This is a genomic window from Bacillus altitudinis (assembly GCF_001191605.1).
Lineage (GTDB): Bacteria > Bacillota > Bacilli > Bacillales > Bacillaceae > Bacillus > Bacillus altitudinis.
This window is the reverse complement of record NZ_CP009108.1, coordinates 1793787-1816784: the sequence shown is the minus strand read 5'-3', so window position 1 is coordinate 1816784 and position 22998 is coordinate 1793787. Positions and strand designations below refer to the sequence as shown.

At 42.5% G+C, this 22998-nt stretch carries 24 protein-coding genes, 1 rRNA gene and 1 pseudogene; 8 read left to right on the top strand and 18 right to left on the bottom strand.

Annotated features, from left to right (window positions below):
- Positions 1 to 128: 128 nt before the first annotated feature.
- Both ID12_RS09070 and ID12_RS09065 read right to left on the bottom strand, forming a co-directional pair.
- Positions 129 to 1677, bottom strand: a 16S ribosomal RNA gene (locus ID12_RS09070).
- Between the two features lie 369 nt (positions 1678 to 2046).
- Complete coding sequence (locus tag ID12_RS09065) at positions 2047 to 2925, bottom strand: nucleotidyltransferase-like protein (protein WP_035703773.1); 879 nt, start codon at positions 2923 to 2925, stop codon at positions 2047 to 2049.
- A 189-nt stretch (positions 2926 to 3114) separates the two neighbouring features.
- On the opposite strand from ID12_RS09065, the gene ID12_RS09060 reads away from it, so the two are divergent.
- Positions 3115 to 3462, top strand: a complete 348-nt coding sequence (locus tag ID12_RS09060) for a YgzB family protein (RefSeq protein ID WP_007496750.1) — start codon at positions 3115 to 3117, stop codon at positions 3460 to 3462.
- A 35-nt stretch (positions 3463 to 3497) separates the two neighbouring features.
- On the opposite strand, the gene perR is transcribed toward ID12_RS09060, so the two are convergent.
- Together perR and bcp are read right to left on the bottom strand one after the other, a co-directional pair.
- A complete protein-coding gene (gene perR / locus ID12_RS09055; RefSeq protein WP_003217782.1) occupies positions 3498 to 3935 on the bottom strand; it encodes a peroxide-responsive transcriptional repressor PerR in 438 nt (145 codons plus the stop codon).
- A 159-nt stretch (positions 3936 to 4094) separates the two neighbouring features.
- Positions 4095 to 4562 (bottom strand): thioredoxin-dependent thiol peroxidase, encoded by a 468-nt coding sequence (gene bcp / locus ID12_RS09050; protein WP_007496746.1) that lies wholly within the window; start codon positions 4560 to 4562, stop codon positions 4095 to 4097.
- Between the two features lie 129 nt (positions 4563 to 4691).
- On the opposite strand from bcp, the gene ID12_RS09045 reads away from it, so the two are divergent.
- Both ID12_RS09045 and ID12_RS09040 read left to right on the top strand, forming a co-directional pair.
- Positions 4692 to 5987, top strand: coding sequence for a glutamate-1-semialdehyde 2,1-aminomutase (locus tag ID12_RS09045; RefSeq protein ID WP_007496744.1), 1296 nt, complete (start codon positions 4692 to 4694; stop codon positions 5985 to 5987).
- 247 nt (positions 5988 to 6234) lie between these two features.
- The gene (locus ID12_RS09040; protein WP_025206980.1) at positions 6235 to 7308 is read left to right on the top strand and encodes an FUSC family protein; all 1074 of its coding nucleotides are present in this window, start codon (positions 6235 to 6237) and stop codon (positions 7306 to 7308) included.
- Between the two features lie 29 nt (positions 7309 to 7337).
- On the opposite strand, the gene ID12_RS09035 is transcribed toward ID12_RS09040, so the two are convergent.
- The 10 genes and pseudogenes from ID12_RS09035 to fabL form a co-directional block, all read right to left on the bottom strand.
- Entirely contained in the window at positions 7338 to 8234 is an 897-nt protein-coding gene (locus ID12_RS09035) for an ABC transporter permease (protein ID WP_008341942.1), read from the bottom strand.
- Positions 8235 to 8252: 18 nt separating this feature from the next.
- On the bottom strand, positions 8253 to 9254 hold the full coding sequence (locus ID12_RS09030) for an ABC transporter permease (protein ID WP_007496737.1): 1002 nt from the start codon (positions 9252 to 9254) through the stop codon (positions 8253 to 8255).
- 61 nt (positions 9255 to 9315) lie between these two features.
- Positions 9316 to 10902 (bottom strand): ABC transporter substrate-binding protein, encoded by a 1587-nt coding sequence (locus ID12_RS09025; protein ID WP_050827081.1) that lies wholly within the window; start codon positions 10900 to 10902, stop codon positions 9316 to 9318.
- Positions 10877 to 11854, bottom strand: coding sequence for an ABC transporter ATP-binding protein (locus tag ID12_RS09020; RefSeq protein WP_080987784.1), 978 nt, complete (start codon positions 11852 to 11854; stop codon positions 10877 to 10879). Before ID12_RS09020 ends, ID12_RS09025 begins: the two co-directional genes overlap by 26 nt.
- The gene (locus ID12_RS09015; RefSeq protein WP_050827079.1) at positions 11823 to 12845 is read right to left on the bottom strand and encodes an ABC transporter ATP-binding protein; all 1023 of its coding nucleotides are present in this window, start codon (positions 12843 to 12845) and stop codon (positions 11823 to 11825) included. Before ID12_RS09015 ends, ID12_RS09020 begins: the two co-directional genes overlap by 32 nt.
- A gap of 112 nt (positions 12846 to 12957) precedes the next feature.
- Complete coding sequence (locus ID12_RS09010) at positions 12958 to 14700, bottom strand: ABC transporter ATP-binding protein (protein WP_007496730.1); 1743 nt, start codon at positions 14698 to 14700, stop codon at positions 12958 to 12960.
- A 95-nt stretch (positions 14701 to 14795) separates the two neighbouring features.
- Positions 14796 to 15326, bottom strand: coding sequence for a nucleoside tri-diphosphate phosphatase (gene ntdP, locus ID12_RS09005; RefSeq protein ID WP_008341956.1), 531 nt, complete (start codon positions 15324 to 15326; stop codon positions 14796 to 14798).
- A 147-nt stretch (positions 15327 to 15473) separates the two neighbouring features.
- Complete coding sequence (locus ID12_RS09000; RefSeq protein WP_025206975.1) at positions 15474 to 15734, bottom strand: YgaB family protein; 261 nt, start codon at positions 15732 to 15734, stop codon at positions 15474 to 15476.
- A gap of 174 nt (positions 15735 to 15908) precedes the next feature.
- Positions 15909 to 16058: pseudogene (locus ID12_RS08995) on the bottom strand (gamma-type small acid-soluble spore protein); the annotation flags it as partial.
- Positions 16059 to 16133: 75 nt separating this feature from the next.
- Positions 16134 to 16886 carry an enoyl-[acyl-carrier-protein] reductase FabL gene (fabL, locus tag ID12_RS08990; protein WP_007496726.1) on the bottom strand — a complete coding sequence of 251 codons (753 nt, stop codon included), beginning with the start codon at positions 16884 to 16886 and terminating at the stop codon, positions 16134 to 16136.
- An 81-nt stretch (positions 16887 to 16967) separates the two neighbouring features.
- Between fabL and ID12_RS08985 the strand changes: the two genes are divergently transcribed.
- Positions 16968 to 17192, top strand: coding sequence for a hypothetical protein (locus ID12_RS08985; RefSeq protein ID WP_008341962.1), 225 nt, complete (start codon positions 16968 to 16970; stop codon positions 17190 to 17192).
- Here the strand turns inward: ID12_RS08985 and mutY are convergent.
- Entirely contained in the window at positions 17179 to 18279 is a 1101-nt protein-coding gene (gene mutY / locus ID12_RS08980; protein ID WP_050827078.1) for an A/G-specific adenine glycosylase, read from the bottom strand. The genes ID12_RS08985 and mutY overlap by 14 nt on opposite strands.
- Positions 18280 to 18470: 191 nt before the next feature.
- On the opposite strand from mutY, the gene ID12_RS08975 reads away from it, so the two are divergent.
- Complete coding sequence (locus ID12_RS08975; protein ID WP_008341965.1) at positions 18471 to 19451, top strand: metal-dependent hydrolase; 981 nt, start codon at positions 18471 to 18473, stop codon at positions 19449 to 19451.
- A 27-nt stretch (positions 19452 to 19478) separates the two neighbouring features.
- On the opposite strand, the gene rsoA is transcribed toward ID12_RS08975, so the two are convergent.
- Both rsoA and ID12_RS08965 read right to left on the bottom strand, forming a co-directional pair.
- Positions 19479 to 19700: a sigma-O factor regulator RsoA gene (gene rsoA / locus ID12_RS08970; RefSeq protein WP_034620885.1), complete on the bottom strand. Its 222-nt coding sequence runs from the start codon at positions 19698 to 19700 to the stop codon at positions 19479 to 19481.
- Positions 19648 to 20250 carry a sigma-70 family RNA polymerase sigma factor gene (locus tag ID12_RS08965; protein WP_050827077.1) on the bottom strand — a complete coding sequence of 201 codons (603 nt, stop codon included), beginning with the start codon at positions 20248 to 20250 and terminating at the stop codon, positions 19648 to 19650. Before ID12_RS08965 ends, rsoA begins: the two co-directional genes overlap by 53 nt.
- Before the next feature lie 166 nt (positions 20251 to 20416).
- On the opposite strand from ID12_RS08965, the gene ID12_RS18885 reads away from it, so the two are divergent.
- The 3 genes from ID12_RS18885 (at position 20417) to ID12_RS08955 (ending at position 22330) form a co-directional block, all read left to right on the top strand.
- Positions 20417 to 20581 carry a YvrJ family protein gene (locus ID12_RS18885; protein ID WP_003217819.1) on the top strand — a complete coding sequence of 55 codons (165 nt, stop codon included), beginning with the start codon at positions 20417 to 20419 and terminating at the stop codon, positions 20579 to 20581.
- Positions 20582 to 20675: 94 nt separating this feature from the next.
- Complete coding sequence (locus ID12_RS08960; protein WP_017358845.1) at positions 20676 to 21839, top strand: oxalate decarboxylase family bicupin; 1164 nt, start codon at positions 20676 to 20678, stop codon at positions 21837 to 21839.
- 68 nt (positions 21840 to 21907) lie between these two features.
- Positions 21908 to 22330, top strand: coding sequence for a regulatory YrvL family protein (locus ID12_RS08955; RefSeq protein ID WP_050827076.1), 423 nt, complete (start codon positions 21908 to 21910; stop codon positions 22328 to 22330).
- A 4-nt stretch (positions 22331 to 22334) separates the two neighbouring features.
- Here the strand turns inward: ID12_RS08955 and ID12_RS08950 are convergent, their stop codons facing one another.
- Complete coding sequence (locus ID12_RS08950) at positions 22335 to 22802, bottom strand: DinB family protein (RefSeq protein WP_050827075.1); 468 nt, start codon at positions 22800 to 22802, stop codon at positions 22335 to 22337.
- Between the last annotated feature and the right edge of the window lie 196 nt (positions 22803 to 22998).

Below are 22998 nucleotides of genomic sequence, written 5' to 3'. Positions count from 1 at the left end.
TGTGAATGTATTACTTATTGTTATCTAGTTTTCAAAGAACAATCCTGTCTCGCTAGAGACATGTTTGAAGGAATGATCCTTCAAAACTAAACAAGACGAAAAACGTACGCTGCTCCATATATCCTTAGAAAGGAGGTGATCCAGCCGCACCTTCCGATACGGCTACCTTGTTACGACTTCACCCCAATCATCTGCCCCACCTTCGGCGGCTGGCTCCATAAAGGTTACCTCACCGACTTCGGGTGTTGCAAACTCTCGTGGTGTGACGGGCGGTGTGTACAAGGCCCGGGAACGTATTCACCGCGGCATGCTGATCCGCGATTACTAGCGATTCCAGCTTCACGCAGTCGAGTTGCAGACTGCGATCCGAACTGAGAACAGATTTGTGGGATTGGCTAAACCTTGCGGTCTCGCAGCCCTTTGTTCTGTCCATTGTAGCACGTGTGTAGCCCAGGTCATAAGGGGCATGATGATTTGACGTCATCCCCACCTTCCTCCGGTTTGTCACCGGCAGTCACCTTAGAGTGCCCAACTAAATGCTGGCAACTAAGATCAAGGGTTGCGCTCGTTGCGGGACTTAACCCAACATCTCACGACACGAGCTGACGACAACCATGCACCACCTGTCACTCTGTCCCCGAAGGGAAAGCCCTATCTCTAGGGTTGTCAGAGGATGTCAAGACCTGGTAAGGTTCTTCGCGTTGCTTCGAATTAAACCACATGCTCCACCGCTTGTGCGGGCCCCCGTCAATTCCTTTGAGTTTCAGTCTTGCGACCGTACTCCCCAGGCGGAGTGCTTAATGCGTTAGCTGCAGCACTAAGGGGCGGAAACCCCCTAACACTTAGCACTCATCGTTTACGGCGTGGACTACCAGGGTATCTAATCCTGTTCGCTCCCCACGCTTTCGCTCCTCAGCGTCAGTTACAGACCAGAGAGTCGCCTTCGCCACTGGTGTTCCTCCACATCTCTACGCATTTCACCGCTACACGTGGAATTCCACTCTCCTCTTCTGCACTCAAGTTTCCCAGTTTCCAATGACCCTCCCCGGTTGAGCCGGGGGCTTTCACATCAGACTTAAGAAACCGCCTGCGAGCCCTTTACGCCCAATAATTCCGGACAACGCTTGCCACCTACGTATTACCGCGGCTGCTGGCACGTAGTTAGCCGTGGCTTTCTGGTTAGGTACCGTCAAGGTGCAAGCAGTTACTCTTGCACTTGTTCTTCCCTAACAACAGAGCTTTACGATCCGAAAACCTTCATCACTCACGCGGCGTTGCTCCGTCAGACTTTCGTCCATTGCGGAAGATTCCCTACTGCTGCCTCCCGTAGGAGTCTGGGCCGTGTCTCAGTCCCAGTGTGGCCGATCACCCTCTCAGGTCGGCTACGCATCGTCGCCTTGGTGAGCCGTTACCTCACCAACTAGCTAATGCGCCGCGGGTCCATCTGTAAGTGACAGCCGAAACCGTCTTTCATCCTTGAACCATGCGGTTCAAGGAACTATCCGGTATTAGCTCCGGTTTCCCGGAGTTATCCCAGTCTTACAGGCAGGTTACCCACGTGTTACTCACCCGTCCGCCGCTAACATCCGGGAGCAAGCTCCCTTCTGTCCGCTCGACTTGCATGTATTAGGCACGCCGCCAGCGTTCGTCCTGAGCCAGGATCAAACTCTCCGAGGTATGCAGGATGCATATCACACATGCGTTGCTACACGATGTAGCGAACTTAGCATGTGATCATTTCCTGCCCTGAGCCAGGATCAAACTCTCCGAAAAAGTACAAAACCGAAGTTTTGTTTTTCGTCAGCGTTTGACTGACTACCTATGATGTATCATAGGATTTTTTTATAAAAACTCGAATTAACAGGTACGTTTTGTCTTGTTTAGTTTTCAAAGATCATCTTCGTTATCGCTCAGAAGCGACTTTCTCAATATAACATTTGAGCACCGTTTGCGTCAAGTGTTTTTTTGAATTTCTTTTTGTCCGCTTTTCTTTCAAAGCAACTCGGTTACTCATTAGCGACGTTTAATAATATACCATCATAATATTCATGCGTCAATATCTTTTTTAACAAAATATCCTCGATGATAGATTTTTTGTCCCTTCGTCTCAATTGGCTCTACTAGCACAATTCCTTTTTCCACAAAGAAATCAATCATCACACTAAGATCAGGTGTAAAATGCTTTAGATCAGGATGTGCAAGAAGCTCGCCAAACAGCCAAATTTCCTGCTGTTCCATGACATGACGCAAATGAGCCGCACCAATTTCTGCTTTTGAATGAATCAAGAAATCATTCGCTAGGAATAAAAGTTCTAACCGTTTATGAAGACTTTCGTGGCTTTCAATCAGCTCTGAATAAAGTTTATATACTTCCGGCTCCATATGACGTACTTGGTTCCAAACGGTCACTTCTGGGTGGAAGCCTTTATCAATCACTTCAATACGCGCCAGATGATGCAGGGCATGCACAATGGAATTATATGCATCGAGGAATTGATTTGATTCAAAAAATGCTTTTCCTTCTATATATCTTCGAATGAGCTTGCCATATTCTAAACCAATTTTGAGCTTGCGGTTAGAAAACGGGAATGTACTCAGTTCATCAATCAAGTTGAAAATATATTCATTTCGATCAAACAGGACTTTTCCGTTTAAAATCCAATCAATAATCCGTCTGTTGGTACCTAAGGTAATCCATTCCTTCAACTGATCATCTGTGACAACATTTAAAGAAGCTGTTTGGTGACCGGATTCATAGTGCTTAATAAATAACGGTTCTTCCGCATCCTTTACGATGACTAGAAGCGCTGCATCAAAGTTATCCGTCTCAGAAGATACTTTATGTCTTCTTTCTACTATAATCACAGCTAATGTATCTGGATGACTTGCTCTCTCTTGATAAATAGGACGGAGAAGATTTTCCATAGTGATTCCTCCAATACTCGGGTGTAAGGTTCTTCTCTAATGCTATGTATTTCTCCTCATAGAATCAAAATTCCTTCAATACATGAAAAAAGATCGTTGAATCATTATAAGCAATTTATTCACAAAACTCTATAACTAATTCAAACAGAAAGGTAAAATGTGCTATATTGGAGATAAGGGGGACTAGGGATGGCGAAATACTCCAGTAAGATTAATAAAATCAGAACATTTGCACTTAGTTTGGTTTTTGTTGGTTTTTTGATCATGTATATCGGTGTGTTCTTCAAGGAATCGGTCTGGCTGTCGACCTTCTTTATGCTACTCGGCGTGTTATCGATTGGATTGAGTACAGCCGTTTACTTTTGGATCGGTATGCTTTCTACGAAGGCAGTCCGGGTCGTATGTCCAGGCTGTGAGAAGGAAACAAAAGTGCTTGGGCGGGTGGACATGTGCATGCATTGCAGAGAGCCACTTACACTCGATCCAGCATTAGAAGGCAAAGAGTTTGATGAATCCTACAATCGAAAAAAGTCATAAAAATAAGCTGACCATTCAACTGGTCAGCTTTTTCATTAATGATTTTCTTTTTTTGCACATTCTTGACAAGTGCCATAGATCTCCAAGCGATGATGACTTACTGTAAAGCCTGTCACATGGGATGCAAGCTGTTCTACTTCATCAAGGCCAGGATAGTGAAAGTCAACGATCTTTCCGCAATTTTCACAAATCGCATGGTAATGGTCAGATGTCGCAAAGTCAAATCGGCTTGAGGAATCCCCATACGTTAATTCTTTTACTAATCCAGATTCCCGGAAGACTCGTAAATTGTTGTAAACCGTTGCTACACTCATATTAGGAAATTTCCCTTCAAGTGCCTTATATATATCGTCCGCGGTTGGGTGTGTCATAGAATTTACGAGAAACTCCAAGATGGCATGGCGCTGCGGAGTAATTCGAACACCGGTTTCTTTTAGAGCATCTAAAGCGTCTTTTAGTTCGTGAGCAGCCATTTCATCATGCACCTCTCTTTTCAAAAATATTCTTATATTATAATCTTTATAAATAGTGTACCCCCAGAGCCGAAACTTTGTCAATTACAATCCTCTTTTTTACCTATTCTTCAATACAAAAAAGACCGGCACGACTGCCGATCTCATCTCATCAACATATTAAGCGTGAGCTTTCAGTTCCTCAAGCGCTTCTTCCACATGATCTTTCACCTTTACTTTACGCCACTCTTTCACAAGCTTTCCTTCTTTATTAATAAGAAACGTTGAGCGTTCAATTCCCATGTATTCCTTACCAAAGTTCTTTTTCAGCTTCCATACACCGAAAGCTTCAGACAATTTTTGTTCGTCATCTACAAGAAGCAGGAAAGGTAAGTCATGTTTTTCTTTAAACTTTTGGTGCTTGTCTTGACCGTCTGGGCTTACGCCGATAATCACAGCATCTAATTCCGCAAAGCTTTGATGGCGGTCACGGAAATCACAAGCTTCCGTTGTACACCCCGGCGTCATATCTTTTGGATAAAAATAAAGGACAATGTGTTTCCCTTTAAAATCAGAGAGCTTTACTTTCTCTCCATTATCACCGAGTAATTCAATATCAGGTACTTGCTGCCCCACTTCGATTGTCATGATACAATCCCTCCAACCTATTTTTTCATTAGCCTATCCAATTTCGAGAAGATATTCAACTAAGGACGCTTGCATCGGCATGTTAAAATAATGATAGACGACGTGATACGTTGAGATAGGAGGCTATTTATGAAATTCACCGAATCAGAAAAATTACATCAAGAGGCGCTGGAGCATATTGTTGGAGGGGTTAACAGCCCATCTCGTTCATATAAAGCAGTGGGCGGCGGGTCACCTGTTGCAATGGAAAAAGGCGAAGGCGCTTATTTTTGGGATGTTGACGGAAACCGTTATATCGACTATTTGGCAGCATACGGTCCAATTATTACGGGACATGCTCATCCTCATATTACAAAAGCCATCACGAAAGCAGCCGAGACGGGTGTCCTTTACGGAACACCAACGAAGCATGAAGTCACTTTTGCTAAGATGCTGAAGGAAGCGATGCCTGCTTTGGATAAAGTTCGTTTTGTCAATTCAGGTACAGAAGCTGTGATGACGACAATCCGTGTCGCTCGCGCTTATACAGGTAGAACAAAGATCATTAAGTTTGCCGGATGTTACCACGGTCATTCTGATCTTGTGCTAGTTGCGGCCGGCTCTGGACCTTCCACTTTAGGAACACCAGATTCAGCGGGCGTGCCTAAAAGTATTGCCAATGAAGTCATTACCGTTCCATTCAACGATATAGACAGCTACAAAGAAGCATTAGACCGCTGGGGTGATGAAGTAGCAGCTGTTCTTGTCGAGCCAATTGTCGGGAACTTTGGCATCGTAGAGCCTAAAGACGGTTTCCTGCAGCAGGTGAATGACCTGACTCATGAAAAAGGGGCTCTAGTCATCTATGATGAAGTCATTACAGCTTTCCGCTTTATGTATGGTGGTGCACAGGACTTGCTTCAAGTAAAACCTGACCTCACTGCATTAGGTAAAATTATCGGCGGCGGTCTTCCAATCGGCGCTTACGGCGGCAAAAAAGAAATTATGGAGCAAGTCGCCCCGCTTGGACCAGCCTACCAAGCTGGTACGATGGCAGGTAATCCCGCCTCCATCCTTTCTGGTATTGCATGCTTGGAAGTGTTAAAACAAGACGGGGTGTACGAACGTCTTGATCAACTCGGGGCCATGTTAGAAGAGGGAATTTTAGCCCACGCAAAAAAACATCAAGTAGATATTACAGTGAATCGCTTAAAAGGTGCTCTCACCATTTATTTTACAAAAGAAACGATTGTGAACTACGAGCAGGCTGAAAATACGGATGGTGAAATGTTCGCCCGTTTCTTTAAATTCATGCTCGCACAAGGTATTAACCTCGCTCCTTCTAAATATGAAGCTTGGTTCTTAACCATTGCGCATACTGAAAATGATATTTCCGAAACGCTCAAAGCAGTAGATCATGCGTTTGAACAACTGAAACAATCATAATGAAGAGAAAAACAGACGTAAATTCATGCGTCTGTTTTTTTATTTACCAGCTCTTGATTGTCAAAAGCGAGTGAATCTGTTACATTTTTTCTCAATACCTTCTTTTGATGTTTTCATGAACTTTCAAAAATCACTTGAATATTTCGGAAGACCGCTGTATATTACTTAGTTGTTTCATCAAAATATTTATGATATATGACAAGTGGTCATCTATTATCGAAAAGAAAGGAATGCAGGGACAAAACCAATGAAACTTGGAGCCCGTATTTTAAAAACTGGTATTGCCATTGTACTCGCGCTTTACCTGGCAACATGGCTTGGATTGCCGACACCCGTCTTCGCGGGAATTGCAGCTGTATTTGCTATCCAGCCATCTATTTATCGATCATTTTTAACGATTGTTGATCAAGTGCAAGCCAATATTATTGGAGCAGCACTTGCCATTACGTTCGGTCTGCTTTTTGGCACAGGACCAGTCATCATCGGCTTAACTGCCGTCATGGTCATTGCGATTAATTTAAAGCTGAAGATTGAACACACGATTCCGATTGCACTCGTAACCGTCATCGCGATTTTAGAAAGTGCAGGGGATCATTTCCTTTCCTTTGCCTTAATTCGAACAGCAACTGTGGTGTTAGGCGTACTTTCTTCATTTTTAGTGAATTTGATTTTCCTGCCGCCAAAGTATGAAACAAAGCTTGTTCATCACATTATGGAAAATACGGAGGAGATTTTAAAATGGATCCGTCTGAGCTCCAGACAGTCTACTGATCATTCCACTTTAAAGGATGACATCGATCAAATAAAAGAACGCATGATCAAATTAGATCACATTTACTTGTTATACAAAGAAGAACGAAGCTATTTAAAGAAAACAACTTATGTCAAATCTAGAAAGCTTGTTTTATTCAGACAGGCAATCATGACGTCTAATCGAGCGCTGTACTTGCTGAAAAAGCTTCATAAGTTAGAAAATGAAATTCATTTGATGCCAGAGCATTTCAGAGAGAGCTTAACAGATGAGATTGATTATTTACTGTACTGGCATGAACGTACCTTGATGAAGTTTGTTGGAAAAATGAAACCGCAGGACGATGATTTTCAGAATGAATGCTCTCTTCGTCTTGAAGCATTAACGAAATCATTTATTCAGCACCAGCAAAATCAAGAAAACGACTTGCTGGATTACAATATGCTGAATGTGATGTCGAGCATTATTGAATACCGTGATGAATTGGAGCATCTAGATACTTTGATTACAAGCTTCCAAACGTATCACCCAAAAGATAGTGAGATTGAGACAGAAGAAAAAGAAGCTTAAATAGAAAAGACCGATTCTTAGAATCGGTCTTATTTTATTTTCTTCATTTTAGGATCAAGGGTGTCCCTTAATCCATCTCCCATCAAGTTAAAACCAAGAACCGTCAGCATGATCGCAATCCCCGGGAAAAATAAAGTCCACGGCGCTTGTACGAGATAAGGTCTCGCATCGGCAAGCATTTTCCCCCACTCTGGACTTGGCGCTTGTGCACCTAATCCTAAAAATCCTAAAGCCGCCGCTTCGATAATGGCTGTACCAATCGCAAGCGTCGCCTGAACGATCACCGGCACCATACTATTTGGCAGAATGTGACGAAGAACGATGCGGCGGTGTGACATCCCGACTGCCTTTGCTGCTAAAACATATTCTTCTTGCTTAATGCTCAGCACCTTTGAACGAACCAGCCGCCCAAAAGTCGGGACGTTAATAATCGCTATGGCAATAAGGGCATTTTGTAAGGAAGGGCCTAAGATGGAAACGATCGCAATCGCTAATAGAATGCTAGGAAAAGCGAGTAAAATATCAAATAGTCTTGAGATGACAGCATCCAGCAATCTGCCGCCGTAACCTGCCATCAATCCAAGCAATGTCCCTAAAATAACCGACCCGAGAACGGAGAAGAAACCCACCCATAATGAAATCCGAGCTCCATGCACGACTCTAGAAAATATGTCTCTCCCGAAATCATCCGTACCAAACCAATGTGCAGCCGAAGGGGCACTAAATCGTTCGCCTAGTGACTGCTCGTTGATTCCATAAGGAGCAATGAGCGGTGCAAAGATTGCTAGGATCAGAAATAAAAAGACAATCACAGTGCCAATGACCGCCAGCTTGTGCTGAAAGAACAGTTTCATCGATTCAAGAATCAGTGATTGAGAGCGTTCTTCCTTTTGTTCAGGTGCTTGAAGCTCTTTTTGCGCTTCCATGTCGTCACTCTCCCTTCTCTAGTATTTAATCCTCGGATCAATGACTGCATACAAGATATCCACAATGAAATTGATCAGCACAAATATGAGCGCAACAACAAGAATGCCAGTTTGAATGACAGGATAATCACGATAGCTAATGGCATCGTAAATATACCGCCCAATTCCCGGCCAAGCAAAGATCGTTTCTGTTAAAATGGCTCCGCCTAGCAAGAGACCTGTTTGAAGACCAATAATCGTTAAAATCGGAATGAGCGCATTTTTCAGCCCATGCTGGTAAATGATGAAAAATGAACGTACCCCTTTTGCTTTTGCTGTTCGTATAAAATCTGAATGAAGAACTTCCAGCATACTTGCCCTCGTAATCCTTGCAATAATCGCAGCAGGAATCGTTGCGAGAGCGGTACTTGGTAAGATTAAATGCTTGATGCTGTCAAAGAATTGATCAAATCGTCCTTGCAAAAGCGTGTCCAGCGTATGAATATAGGTGATCGACTCTACCGGATTTCTGACGTTTTCTCGTCCTGTAGTCGGCAAAATACCTAATTCAATCGAGAATAGCCACTGTCCCATTAAGCCTAACCAGAAAATCGGCATGGACACCCCAATGAGCGCAATAAACATGGCCACATAATCAAAGAAAGAATGTTTAAACCACGCACTAATGATTCCGGCATTCACACCGACAATAATCGCCAGCAACATAGCGAAGAAAGTCAATTCTAATGTAGCGAATAAGTAAGGCTTCATTTCCTGGGCAATAGCCGCTCCTGTTCGTATGGAAGTCCCTAGATCACCTTTTAAAAGCCCCAGCATGTAGTGACCATATTGTACGTACCACGGCTGATCTAAACCAAGCTGAATCGTCAATTGCTCTACTGCTTCTTTCGTTGCCCGCTGTCCTAAGATGACCTGCGCCGGATTTCCAGGGATAAACCGAATAATAGAAAATACAACTAAGGTCATTCCGATCAGTACTGGAATGAGCATTCCTGCTCGCTTCATACAATAAGCAAACAAACAGCTTTCACCGCCTTTTCATTGTTTGGATAAGGGAGATCGAACGATCTCCCTTATTTGCTTATTCGAAATATACGTCAGTCAATGCTTCGGAACCAGTCGGATGCGGCTGGTAGCCTTTTAAATCTTTAGATGCGGCGAGCATTGGAATTGAATGGACTAATGGGATCCAAGGCGCTTCATCATGAATGATTTCTTGAGCTTCTTGATATAATTCATTTCGCTTCTTTTGATCCGTATTGGTCTGCGCTTCAATGAGGATGTCATGCATTTTATCGTTTTGGAAGAATGTATAGTTGTTACCGCCAATACTGTCTTTATCTAATAATGTGTAGATGAAATTATCAGGATCGCCATTGTCCCCTGTCCATCCTAATAAGAACACATCTGCTTCGCCTTTACTTGCTTTATCTAAATAAGTCGCCCAATCATATGTGACGATTTCGGCTTTGACACCAACTTTTTCAAAGTTTGACTGAATGACTTCAGCTACCTTCATCCCGTCTGGCATATATGGACGCGGCACAGGCATTGCCCAAAGCTTGATGCGAAAACCGTCAGGGAAGCCTGCCTCTTTCAATAGTTCTTTTGCTTTTTCCGGATCATATGGATATGGCTCAATCTCGTCATTGTAGCCTTCTAATGACGGAGGAAGTGGATTTTTTGCTGGTTCAGCAAGCCCTCCATAAAACGACTCGATGATTGATTCTTTATCAACTGCATAATTGAGTGCCTGACGAACCAACTTGTTATCAAGCGGCTTTCTAGTCACTGTCAGCCCGATATAACCTACGTTCATGGATGGTCTTTCAATCAGCTGGAGCGCTTTGTCTGTTTTAATGCCATCTAAATCGGACGGATTGACGCCATCCATTAAGTCGATTTCGCCTGTTTTAAGCGCATTTAAACGAGCAGAGTTTTCAGGAATAGAGCGGAAGATGATTTGTTTCAGTTTTGGTTTATCTTTTTGCCAGTAATTTTCGTTCTTTTCTAAGACAATACGGTCGTTTTGCTTCCATTCTTTAAACTTAAATGGTCCTGTGCCAACTGGGTTTTCTCTAAATGAATCACCGCTTTTTTCAACTGCTGCAGGACTAGCGATACCAAATGGTGACATGGCGATGTTTTTCAGAAATGTTGCTTGCGGGCGTTTGAGTTGAAATTCAATTTCATGCTCTCCTTTGACGATGATGTCTTTAATGACATGCCCTTTATCTTTTTTATAGCCGCCAAACATGCCGTAGTAAGGAAATTTTTCGGCATCTCCATTCATCCATCGGTCAAAGTTGAATTTCACTGCTTCTGCATTAAAATCTGTGCCATCGTGAAATTTCACACCTTCTCTTAAGTAGAACGTGTACGATTTTCCGTCCTTTGCAACATCCCATTCTGTTGCTAGGCCCGGATGGATGGTCGTGTCTTTTTCACCGTAATTCAAAAGCTTTTCAAACATATTCTCTGTGACCTTGAAGGTTTCGCCTTCTGTTGTTGTAATCGGATCAAGTGACGTAGAGTCTCCTCCTCTACCGAATACGAGAGTGTCTTTTGTGGCTTTTTCTTCTGATGTTGATGAAGATGAACAGCCCCCTAAAAATAACGCAAGTGCCAGCACAAAAATGAAACTACTGAATAACCATGTCTTCTTCATTGTGTTCCTCCTTTTGATATAAATAGCACGCAGCTGCATGGCCTGTTTCCTCCTCATACAAAGGCGGAACAGCTTGCAAGCATTGCGCCCACCTCTTTGGACATCTTTTATAGAAAGGACAGCCATCTTCTGACACCAGAGTGGATTCTTCCGCTGACACATCTTGCGTTTCCAGCACGTGATCCATATGTGGAATGGATGTCAGAAGAAGCGATGTATAAGGATGAAGCGGCTTGTGAAATACGGCCTCCGCAGGACCCATTTCTACAATACGGCCAGCGTACATCACTGCAATTCGGTCGCTCATATACTTGACAACGCCTAGATCGTGAGAAATAAACAAGTACGTTAGAGAAAGCGTCTTTTGCAATTCGAGCATTAAATTCAAAATTTGCGCTTGAACCGATACATCTAAAGCGGAAACTGGCTCATCGGCAATCACAAGACTTGGATGAGTAATTAGCGCCCTAGCAATTCCAATACGCTGCCTCTGACCGCCGCTGAATTGGTGCGCATAACGGTCTCCATAAGATGGGTCAAACCCAACAATGTGCAGCATCTCTTTTACCCGCTTTTGTCTTTCTGCTTTTGTTCCATGTTTATGAATAATGAGCGGTTCTTCTAAAATGTCTTTGATTTTCATTCGTGGATTTAAGGAAGCGTATGGATCTTGGAAAATCATTTGAATGTCTTTTCTGAAGGAACGCATGTCTCGTTCTTTCAGAAGTGTCACTTCTTTTCCTTTCATTTGGATTGAGCCAGAAGTCGGTTCGATTAATCTCATTAAGCTTTTGCCAAGGGTTGATTTCCCGCAGCCAGATTCGCCCACAATGCCGAGCGTCTCTCCTTCTTTCACGTGAAAGGACACTTGATTTAAAGCCAAAGTCGTCTGTTTGTGTTTAGAAAAAAATGCCGATGTGTCATAACGCTTCGTCAGTTGATTCACTTGCAACAGTGGGTGATTCAGTGTCTTCTCCTCCTTCCATTAGAAAACATGCGACGCGGTGATTGTGTGAAATGGGTTGTAAAGATGGGTCTTTTTCAAGACATTGCGTCATTTGATATGGACAGCGTGGTGCAAATTGACAGCCGGACCGAATAGCTCCTGGCTTAGGTACATGACCCGCAATAGACATGAGTTTTTCTTTTTTCTCTTTAAATGATGGAACAGAGGCGAAAAGACCTTTCGTGTAGGGATGCAGAGGTTTTTGAAAAATACGGTCAACGGTTCCTTCTTCTACGATTCGACCGGCATACATAATCATGACACGCTGGCATATTTGCCGCACGATGCCTAAATCATGAGTAATAAATAAAATAGCGGTGTCCATCTCTTCATTTAACTTTTTGAGCAAACGAAGAATTTGTGCTTGGATGGTGACATCAAGTGCAGTCGTTGGTTCATCTGCAATCATGAGCTTTGGGTGACACAGCATCGCCATCGCAATCATCACACGTTGACGCATGCCACCCGATAGTTCATGTGGATATTTTTTGAGTAATGACGCTGCTTGTTTCAGGCCTACCGTTTGAAGCAAATCTACTGCCTTCACTTTTGCTTCTTTTTGGCTGATGGCCTGATGTGTAAAAAGGGCTTCTGTCATTTGCTTGCCGATGGTCATGAGTGGATTGAGAGAAGTCATGGGTTCCTGGAAAATCATTGAGATGTCATTCCCTCTGACCTCTCGCCATTGTTTCTCCGAAAGTGACAGCAGGTTTTGACCTTCAAATTGTATGTGACCTGTTGTTTCTGTTTGATGATTCAGCCCCATTAAAGACATCGATGTGATGCTTTTCCCGCAGCCAGATTCGCCCACAATACCTAAGGTTTCTCCTTTTTGAATAGAGAATGAGATGTCATGGACGATCGGCACTCTCTGTTTTTTTTGCTGAAAGGCAATGGACAGCTGTTTGACATCTAGCAATACTTCTTGTTCTTTCACATCTTCACCACCCCGTCATACTTTTTAAAATTGTATTGAGACAAGCTGGGAAATATGTCATGTTTTTGACAAGCATAAAAAAGCCTATCCGCTAGAATCGGATAGGCTTCTACTAATTTAATGTTTGAATGGTAAATAGATGGCGATAGTGGCTGTCTCGGTTCATTAATTCTTCATGTGTTCCTTTTTCCACAATCTCGCCTTGTTCCATGACCACAATGAGGTCCGCATGTGTAATCGTTGATAAACGGTGCGCAACTATAAAAGTTGTGCGATCTTTTGCCAGCTTTTGCATCGCTTCTTGAATGTAATGTTCACTTTCTAAATCAAGTGCAGACGTCGCTTCGTCTAAAATAAGCAGCGGTGGATTTTTAAGAAATACCCTCGCAATTGAAATTCGTTGTTTTTGACCGCCCGATAGCTTTACGCCACGTTCTCCTACTTTCGTGTCATATCCTTCAGGAAGAGACATGATAAAATCATGCGCATTTGCCGCTTTTGCAGCCGACACAATTTTCTCAAAAGATGCTTCCGGGTCTCCCACAGCGATATTTTCTTTAATGGTGTCACTGAATAAGAATGTATCTTGGAGCACCATTCCGACTTGATTACGCAGGCTTCTTGCCTTGTACTCTTTAATATCAATGCCGTCAATTTCGAGTGATCCGCTTGTGACATCATAAAATCTTGGAATTAAGCTGACGAGTGTCGACTTCCCTCCGCCGCTCATTCCTACAAGCGCAACGGTTTGGCCTTTTTCTACTTTCAAGGAGATATTGTGTAAAATCTCTTCCTGTGTATGTTCGTAACGGAACGACACATCTTTAAATTCTACCTCACCTTTTAAGTGATTGGCTTCTTTTGCATTCGGCTTATCTGTTACTTCATACGGTTCATCAATAAACTCAAAAATACGATCCATTGATGCTACTGACTGAGTTAAAGTCGTCGATGAGTTAATGAGACGACGAATCGGGTTGTACATCCGGTCAATGTAGCCGACAAAGGCAATCATTGTCCCAATTGAAAGCGACCCGTTAATGACGGTATAGCCAGCAAAAGCAATGATGAGCAGCGGCGCAATGTCTGTGATCGTATTGACGACGGCGAAAGTTTTGGCATTCCAATTCGTATGATTGATCGCTTTGTTTAAGAAATTTTTATTTTCATCGTGAAAATTCTCTTGTTCGTATTCTTCAATCGCAAAGCTGCGAATGACAGGCATTCCTTGTACTCGCTCATGCAGGTGCCCTTGTACCTCAGCCAGTGCCTGCGACCGCTCTTTTGTCAGCTTGCGAAGCCGTCCGTAAAAATACTTCACTGCTAACGCATACAGCGGAAAAATAATGACAGACACAATGGTGAGTTTAAGATCCAGTGTACACATAATGGCTATCACAATCAGGACGGTCATCAAATCAAGCCAAATGTTCATAAGCCCTGTGATGACAAATTCCTTTGTTTGCTCCACATCGTTGATGACCCTTGAAATAATTTCCCCTGTTCTCGTGTTGGCGTAATAACGAAGGCTCAACTTTTGAATGTGCGAGAACAGTTTTTCCCGAATATCAAATAATACTTTACTGCCTGTCCACTGCGCATAGTATTGTCTGTAGTACTCAACAGGCGGTCTCATCACTAAAAATAATACAAGCATGATTCCCATAATAATAAAGAGAGTGGATGTTTTTTCTTCAGCCGATCCAGAGCCTTGAATCACATCATCAATGACATACTTTAAAAGCAGAGGCAATGTTAAGGGGATCGAGAACTTAATCATTCCGATCACCATTGTCAATGCAATCTGTTTTTTATACGGTGTTACAAAAGCCATGTAACGTTTTATGACCCCCATGTAAATCTCCTTCCCAATCTATCAGTGCCTCTTATCCGTACGCAATCAAAAACCTGTTGGCTTTGAAAAGCCAAACAGGTTTTAGCTGCTGTTACTTATTTTGTATAACGCAAAAAACGTTCATACCACATATCCACAAATTCTGGAGCAAACGGTCCCTTCCGCTGGTGAATCCAATGCAGTAATGTATTTAGATGCTCTCGTAAGATACTATCGATTTCTTTTGGATAATTCATCTGCCTCTTATGATCTGCATATTCATCCTCATCCAAAATATTATACGTCATGTCCGGAAAGACTTTGACATCTAAGTCGTAATCAATATACTTAATCGCCTCTTCATCTGTCGCAAAAGGAGAGCTGATGTTGCAGTAATAATACACCCCATCATCTCGAAGCATCCCAATGACATTAAACCATTGTTTTGCATGAAAATAGCAAATAGCCGGTTCTCTTGTCATCCATGTTCGGCCATCGGATTCAGTCACCATTGTTCGATCGTTTGCACCAATGATACACAATTCCGTTGCTTTCAGAATGGTGGTTTCATTCCAAATCCTGTGGATCAAGCCATTATGTTTATAGCTTTGAATTTGGATGGTTTCTCCTTCCTTGGGATAGCCCATATTTTCTCCCCTACTTTCTATAACAAACAAACCTAACAGTCCAAAGACCTAATTTCCCAACTAAACATGTCTCTATTATATTATACCGTTACATCATTAAAAAATGAAATGAAAAAGCCATTCAACCCAATTGAACGGCACACTCTTTTACATGACGGTTGAGCTCTTCTCCATTTGTTTATACGAATTGATGACTTGTTCAGTCTGTTTTGTAAATAGTGTTTGGACTTTTTGCAGTTCCTCTCGTTTCTGTTTGATTTGATCATGAAGCTTATGCCGCTCTTCCTTTTTTTCACCTTGCAGCAATTGTTTTTCTGTCTCTAAGTACAGATCAAGTTCTCCTTGTACATCGAGCAGCTGATCCATAAGCTGCATTTGTTCTCTGACAAGCTGATCGAAATCAGACATCTAACTCCTCCCTTTCCTTCGATTCCACTTTTTGTATCTATACCATTTCTTGAAAGAAGGAAGAAGTCCTTTGACTGTTTATGTAGAGGTTTTACAGGTTTTGTCGGATGATGGGGAGAGACAAAAAGAAAAGCACTTCATTCGTAGATGAAGTGCTTCCCTTTGTTTCAGTGATTAGCTGTTTTGTTGTTTGTTTTGCTCAGCTTTTTGGTTGTATTTTTTTACGTGCTGTGCGTCAGTCTCGCTAGCAAATTCAGTGCCATATTGACCACCTTGTGCAGCAGCTTGGTTTTGTTTTTTCACTTGTTGTGCGTTTGTTTTGTTTTGTTGTTTATCCATCATTATCACCTCCACGCACATTAATTTGTGCAGAAGGTGTACATCTTATTCATGATTTTTTTAAACAAGCAAAGAACGTCCGCCATCGACGATAATCGTCTGTCCTCTAATCATATCTGCTTTGCCTGATACAAGGAATTCTACACTGTCGACCATGTCTTTAATTTCCACCATGCGGCCTGCTGGTGTATTTTTCTTAGCGTCTTCTAATAGCTCTTCACGATTCGGGAAGTGCTTGAGTGCATCTGTATCAATGGCGCCGCCTGATACGGCATTTACGACGATATTTTTTTGTGACAGCTCAACGGATAGGTAGCGTGTCAAAGCTTCTAGTGCTGCTTTAGATACACCGACCACCGTGTAGTTTTCAAGGTAGCGGATGGAGCCTAGTGAGCTAATGCTGACGATATGTCCGCCGCCGTTTTTCTCCATTAATTTGGCTGCTTCTTGTCCGCAGAATAACAAGGCCTTCGCATTGATATTCATGGTCCAGTCCCAATGATTCTCTTCAAGATCCATGATTGGACGCTGAACGCCAGATGCCGCATTGTTCACAAATACGTCTAAACGGCCAAACGTTTCATCAATTTGCTGGAACATGTCTTTGATTTTCTCTGGCTGACCAACGTTGGCTTTGACAACTAATGTTTTAACACCCATCGCTTCAATTTCTTCAGCTGTTTCAAGTGCTGCTTTTTTGCTTCTTGCATAGTTAATGACAATGTCATATCCTTTTTCAGCCAGGCGAAGGGCTACTTCTTTCCCAACACCTCTACTGCTGCCTGTAATTAGTGCACATTTACGCTTGTTCATTATGGTTCATCTCCTGATTTGAATAGTTTTCGTCCATTCGCTTCACACTAATAGGAAAGTTCCTATTAGGAGGTTACATTCATGTATGTCGGACGCGATTTAAGCCAGCTTGGCATGATGTCAAAGGATCAATGGAAAGATACTGAGCTTGCTTTTTTTCATCATGCTTTCCAACAAATTTTACCTTATTTAAACGAAGAAGGGCAATCTAAGTATCGAGAAATCATTTCTGAAATTGAAAACCGCGGGGGTCTGCACCGAAATGAAGCCGATTATACCCATGGTACAACGGTTAAATATGACTAGGCTGTTCAAGTGCCATCTTCCATATTTTTTGATGTGAGACTGGCAAAGCATATGCCTCAAATTCTTCTGTTGTGACTTTTTTCAGCATCGTGTCATCAGATACAGAGGTCACACGTCCAAAGAAAACAGAAATATTCCAGATGAGGTGGGTAAATACATGTTGAATGGTGCCTTCTAAATCACCAAGTTCTGCTTGTACACCCGCTTCCTCTTTTAAGAAATCAATCAGCTGCTCTTTTTCCGTTTTTCTTCCCTTCATTGTTTCCATGTTTGGGAACTCCCATAAATTCGCAAGCAGACCTGTACTTGGACGCTTATGAATATAGAGGTGGCCTTGATCATCAAATAACACCACCGCTGCCATTGATTTCGCAGTCGGCTTTTTCTTTTTACTTTTCACCGGCAGCTCATGCTGAACGCCTTCCTCAAGTGCCGAGCAATGCATGTTTACAGGACACATGAGGCATGCAGGAGAGGTTGGGGTGCAAATAAGCGCACCTAGCTCCATTAGCCCTTGATTGAATTCTGACGGCTTTTCCCGGGAAATGAGTTGATCGACCGCAAATTCGAAAATGTTTCTCGTTTTTGGTTTTGCAATATCATCCCATATGGACAAGATACGGGAAATGACCCTCATCACGTTGCCGTCTACCGCAGGGTATGGCTTGTTATAGGCGATACTCAGCACTGCGCCGCTCGTATACGGACCTACACCTTTCAGCTTTGAAAATTGCTCTTTCGTATCAGGGACAACGCCCTCGTAGGATTCATATACTTCTTTCACAGCAGCCTGTAAATTACGCACTCTTGAGTAGTAGCCAAGACCTTCCCATGCTTTCATGACCTTTTCTTCATCAGCTAAAGCAAGATCTTTCACCGTCGGGAATTGCTCCATAAACCGATTGAAGTACGGAATGACCGTATCGACTCTCGTTTGCTGGAGCATCACTTCTGATACCCAGACGCGGTATGGATCTTGATTTTCACGCCATGGAAGTCTTCGTTGTTCTTTTTCATACCAATCGATTAAATCATGCTGAAAACCCGCAATATCTTTGCGGTCCAGCTTTTCTTGAATGTCTTTCATCTCTATACTCCTTCTTATCGAACCGAGAGCTAACGTTCTGAAAAGAACCTTATTTGTTGTATACTGTTTGTAGATACGTTAACATGTTACATTAAATCGGGATAAAGCAAAAGTGATTTTGCACATAGTCTTGATGAGAAACGTATACTTTGTATGATTGTTCCTAAGCATGACAACTAGGAGGTAATCAATTGGACACTGGTACTCATGTAGTAATGGGCATTTCTCTTGGGGGACTTGCGCTTTTAGATCCAGCCGTCAGCGCAGATCCACACATGGCACACGCCGTGATGATCGCGACCATCGCCGGCTCCCAAGCACCAGACATTGATACTGTGCTAAAACTAAAAAATAATGCAGTTTATATAAGAAATCACCGAGGATTTACTCATTCCATTCCGGCTGTACTGTTTTGGTCATTGCTAATTCCGGCTGTGATTTTCCCATTTGTGCCGGGGGCAAATTTACTTCACCTTTGGTTATGGACACTATTAGCCGTCGTGCTTCATGTGTTTGTCGATATTTTCAATGCTTACGGCACGCAGGCCATTCGTCCATTTTCAAAGAAGTGGGTAGCGCTTGGGATCATTAACACGTTTGATCCGTTTATCTTTTTTACACATCTTGTCGCCATTGTCGTTTGGGCGATTGGCGGGCATCCTGGCTATACGTTCATTACGCTGTATGCCGTTATTTTTTGTTATTATATCGTCAGGGTCATCATGCAGCTTCAGATTAAACGCCAGCTGCGTGCACGATTTGATGAGATTGAAGACATTATTATTTCGCCTACAATGAAGTTCAGACAATGGCGTATTGCCGTGAAATGTAAATCCTCTTTCCATGTTGGACGCAGTATGAACGGTGAGATCATCATTTTAGACACCTTTAACCGTGTGCCGGTCCCTGATACAGAGATTATGAAAATTGCCAAACAAGACGAAAACATTTCAGCCTTTCTCTCCTTCTCCCCTGTCTACCGGTGGGAAGTGGATAAATACAAGGATCATTATGAGGTACGGTTCATTGATTTGCGCTACCGCAGCAAAGGTCACTATCCTTTTGTCGCGATCTGCCATATCGACATGGACCACCAAATCAAAAATTCCTATACCGGCTGGATTTTCAGTGAAGAAAAACTGCAAAAAAAATTAAGACTCGGCTCTGTGTGAGCGAGTCTTTTTTTGTGCTTACAACTCTTACAACTTCGTCATATATTCCACAATAAACTCCCAAAAGCCAGGTCCTTCTTGGTAAATCAGCCAGTCTACTTTTTCGATGAGTTTGATGTAGAGTTCTTGTTCGAGGTCTTCTCTTTCTTGATATGCCGTGTTTTGTAGTTTCTTTTTGATCATGGGTGTGAAGGTTTCAATGAGTTCTTCCATTTCTCCATTGGTCATTTTTTCTTCGTTCACGGACATCTCCCCCTGTTTCTTCTTTTAGTTTGTTGAGTGCTTTTTTGTGGATGTTTGAGATGTTTTGTCTCGTTTCGCCTAGCCGGTCGGCTATTTCTTTCATTGTTTGACCTTCAACATAAATATGGGTTAAGACCATTTTTTGTTTGTCTGTGAGCTGCTGGTAGGCCTTGTACAATCTTGGGTCTTGCAGGTGCTCCCCTAAGTCTTGCTGGTTGAAGAGCACGGCTTCATACGTATCTGTTTGAACAGGATCTTTCACTTCTTGTGTATCGGGATGATCGAGTATGAGTGGAAAACGTTGCTGCTTTTTTTTCACTCGTTTATCAAAGTCGACTGAAAAGATGCGGATCATTGTGGAAATATACTTGATGATGCGGATTTTTTGATAAAACTGTTTGAACTCGGAATCTAGTTTTTTCGCATTTTCTTCGTTTGGCTCTTCCATGACTTGCCGGAGCAGCTGCTGGTTTTTAGGATTGCTTAAAAATTGCTGAATGAGCGGGTGGTCAACGATTTCCTTCCATTTTGCTTTCAATAACAGCCGATAATCCATGTGCATCCTCCCCTTTGTTCTCTCTACTTGCATTAAGTGGACAAAAGTTAAAAAAAGTAAACTTTTTGAAACGGGTCTAATGGTTCATTTTCTCCCCCTTTGATTTCCTATTTCTTCTTTCATACCACTTATAGAGAAGACGAGCATTCGCTGGGAGGTGAGACAAATGGAGACCTTTTTTTCGGAGGAATGGCTGAAGCAGCTTGGTCAGGCTGGTTTCCCTGCCATTTTAACGGTTTATTTGCTGACACGTTTTGAACGAAAGTTTGATGAATTAAGCAAGCTCATCCAACGATTGGTCGCTGTTCAAAAAAATGATGAATCAGATTGACATCTTCTTGATTCGTTTCACCTTATGAAAACGAGGGCGAAATGAAAGGCCTTTTGTCACCTCACACAATACGATGTTGAAAGGGGATTTTATCATGAGTGAAAAGCAAAATGGTGTACCGCAACCGATTCGAGGAGAAAAAGGAGCAACGGTCAAAATTCCACGTAATCTCGAGCGAGACAGACAAAACCCAGATATGCTCACGCCACCAGAAACCGATCATGGAACGGTTCCCAACATGAAATATTCTTTTTCTGATACGCACAACCGTTTAGAAAAAGGCGGCTATGCCCGCGAGGTAACGGTACGTGAACTGCCAATCTCTAAAAGTCTTGCCTCTGTGAACATGCGGCTAAAGCCTGGTGCGATTCGCGAGCTGCACTGGCATAAGGAAGCGGAGTGGGCGTACATGATTTATGGGGAAGCACGAATTACATCGGTTGATGCAGAGGGGCGCAATTTTACAGAGGATGTGACAGAGGGTGATTTGTGGTACTTCCCTTCTGGCTTGCCGCACTCTATCCAAGCACTTGAACCGGGAGCTGAATTCTTACTTGTGTTTGATGATGGTTCCTTCTCTGAAAATAGTACGTTCCAAGTGACTGATTGGCTTGCCCATACCCCAGAGGAAGTCGTTCTCCAAAACTTTGGAATGACAAAGGAGCAATTTAAGAAGCTGCCAGAGAAAGAGAAGTATATTTTCCAAAAAGGAATTCCTGGTTCCCTTGAATGTGACAAGGTGCAAACAGAGCAAGGAGAAGTTCCGAATTCCTTTAAATATGAGCTGTTAAAACAAGAGCCGATTACGTCAAGCGGTGGACAAGTGTGGATTGCGGACTCTACCAATTTTAAAGCGTCTAAAACGATTGCATCCGCTCTTGTGAAAGTTGATCCAGGTGCCATCCGTGAGCTGCACTGGCATCCAAATACGGATGAATGGCAATATTTTATTTCTGGAAAAGCTCGAATGACGGTGTTTGCTTCTGATGGACATGCGAGAACCTTCAACTATCAGGCGGGAGATGTTGGCTATGTGCCATTTGCGATGGGGCATTATGTAGAAAATACAGGCGACGAACCGCTTTATTTCTTAGAAATCTTCAAGAGCGATCATTATGCAGATATCTCGCTCAATCAGTGGCTTGCGGTCACACCGAAACAGCTTGTTTTGGATCATTTAGATCAAGGCGAAGAATTCTTGAAATTGCTTGATACTGAAAAACACCCTGTCATCGCTGCACCTAAAAAAGAGGATTAATTCCAACCTTCCTGCAAAAAGGCTGTCCTTTTTGCAGGTATCTTCATGTAAAGGAGTGTTGTTTACCCATGCAACAATCTGTTCACGCTTTATGGCAAGGGCTAAAATGGCTCATGGCGGCGTCGGCTGTCTGTTACATATTTTTGTTGTTTTGTGTGCTGTTCTTTTATTTGACCGGTGCTTTTTATCAATCGATTTTATCGTTGATTCTGTTTATGGGCATCTATGTTGTACTCGGGATCTCTTTTGAACATCTGGAACACGTGCTCATGCGGTTTGTTCATAAGTGTCGGTCCAAAAAACGATCCATCGTTTTCTATACCGTTTTATTTCACCTTTTGTTTATTTGGGGTGCTGTCTACTTATCAGATGAATTGGTTGACGGCATTTTGCTGACTACTTCTGAAGAAATTCTCTTTGCGCTAAGTCTTTGGTTATTTCATTTTTTGTTTGATTATGCGACGTTTCCATTTGAGAAAGAAGCTTCGTGACGCTCTATCGTCTTTCTGTAGACAGTACTTTTTTAATCTGCTCCATATGATGGAGATCATGTTTAATCAAACTTTGAAAATAACTTGATAACGTCAGCTCGGTTTGACCGATCAAAAAGGATGTATTCCAGCGAGATGCTTCGATTTTCTTCATTTCTTGAAGCAATTTTGTTCTAACAGCAATAAATCGCCCGATCGTCTCGCTTCTCTCTTCCTTTCTTGCTCTTTCGGCTGACTGCTGATTCATTTCATGCGCATCAGGTGCCTGCGGTAACGCTTGCTCGTTCCAAAATTCCTTTAGACGGTCGTGTAAAATAAATTCATCCAACGGAACGAAATGAGCGATGATCTCAGCAATACTCCATTTTCCCTCAGCGATGGCGCTACGCCATTCTTCTTCTGTTACTTTCGTTAGTGACTGTACCCATTCAAGGGTGTGTTCATAGTGTTTTATCACGGTGTCTTTGTTCATGTTTTGTTATCCCCTTCATGTTTTTAAAAGAAGTTGATCAGAAATTGGTTAGTTTCATTCTTGCGAAATCATTTATAACATATTATCATATACTTTAATTACCAAATGAAGAGGGGGAATTGTGATACGCTGTCCTATATGAAAAAGCTTATTTTTTTGCACTAAAATAAACCGACCGGTCTGTTTATAAAATAGG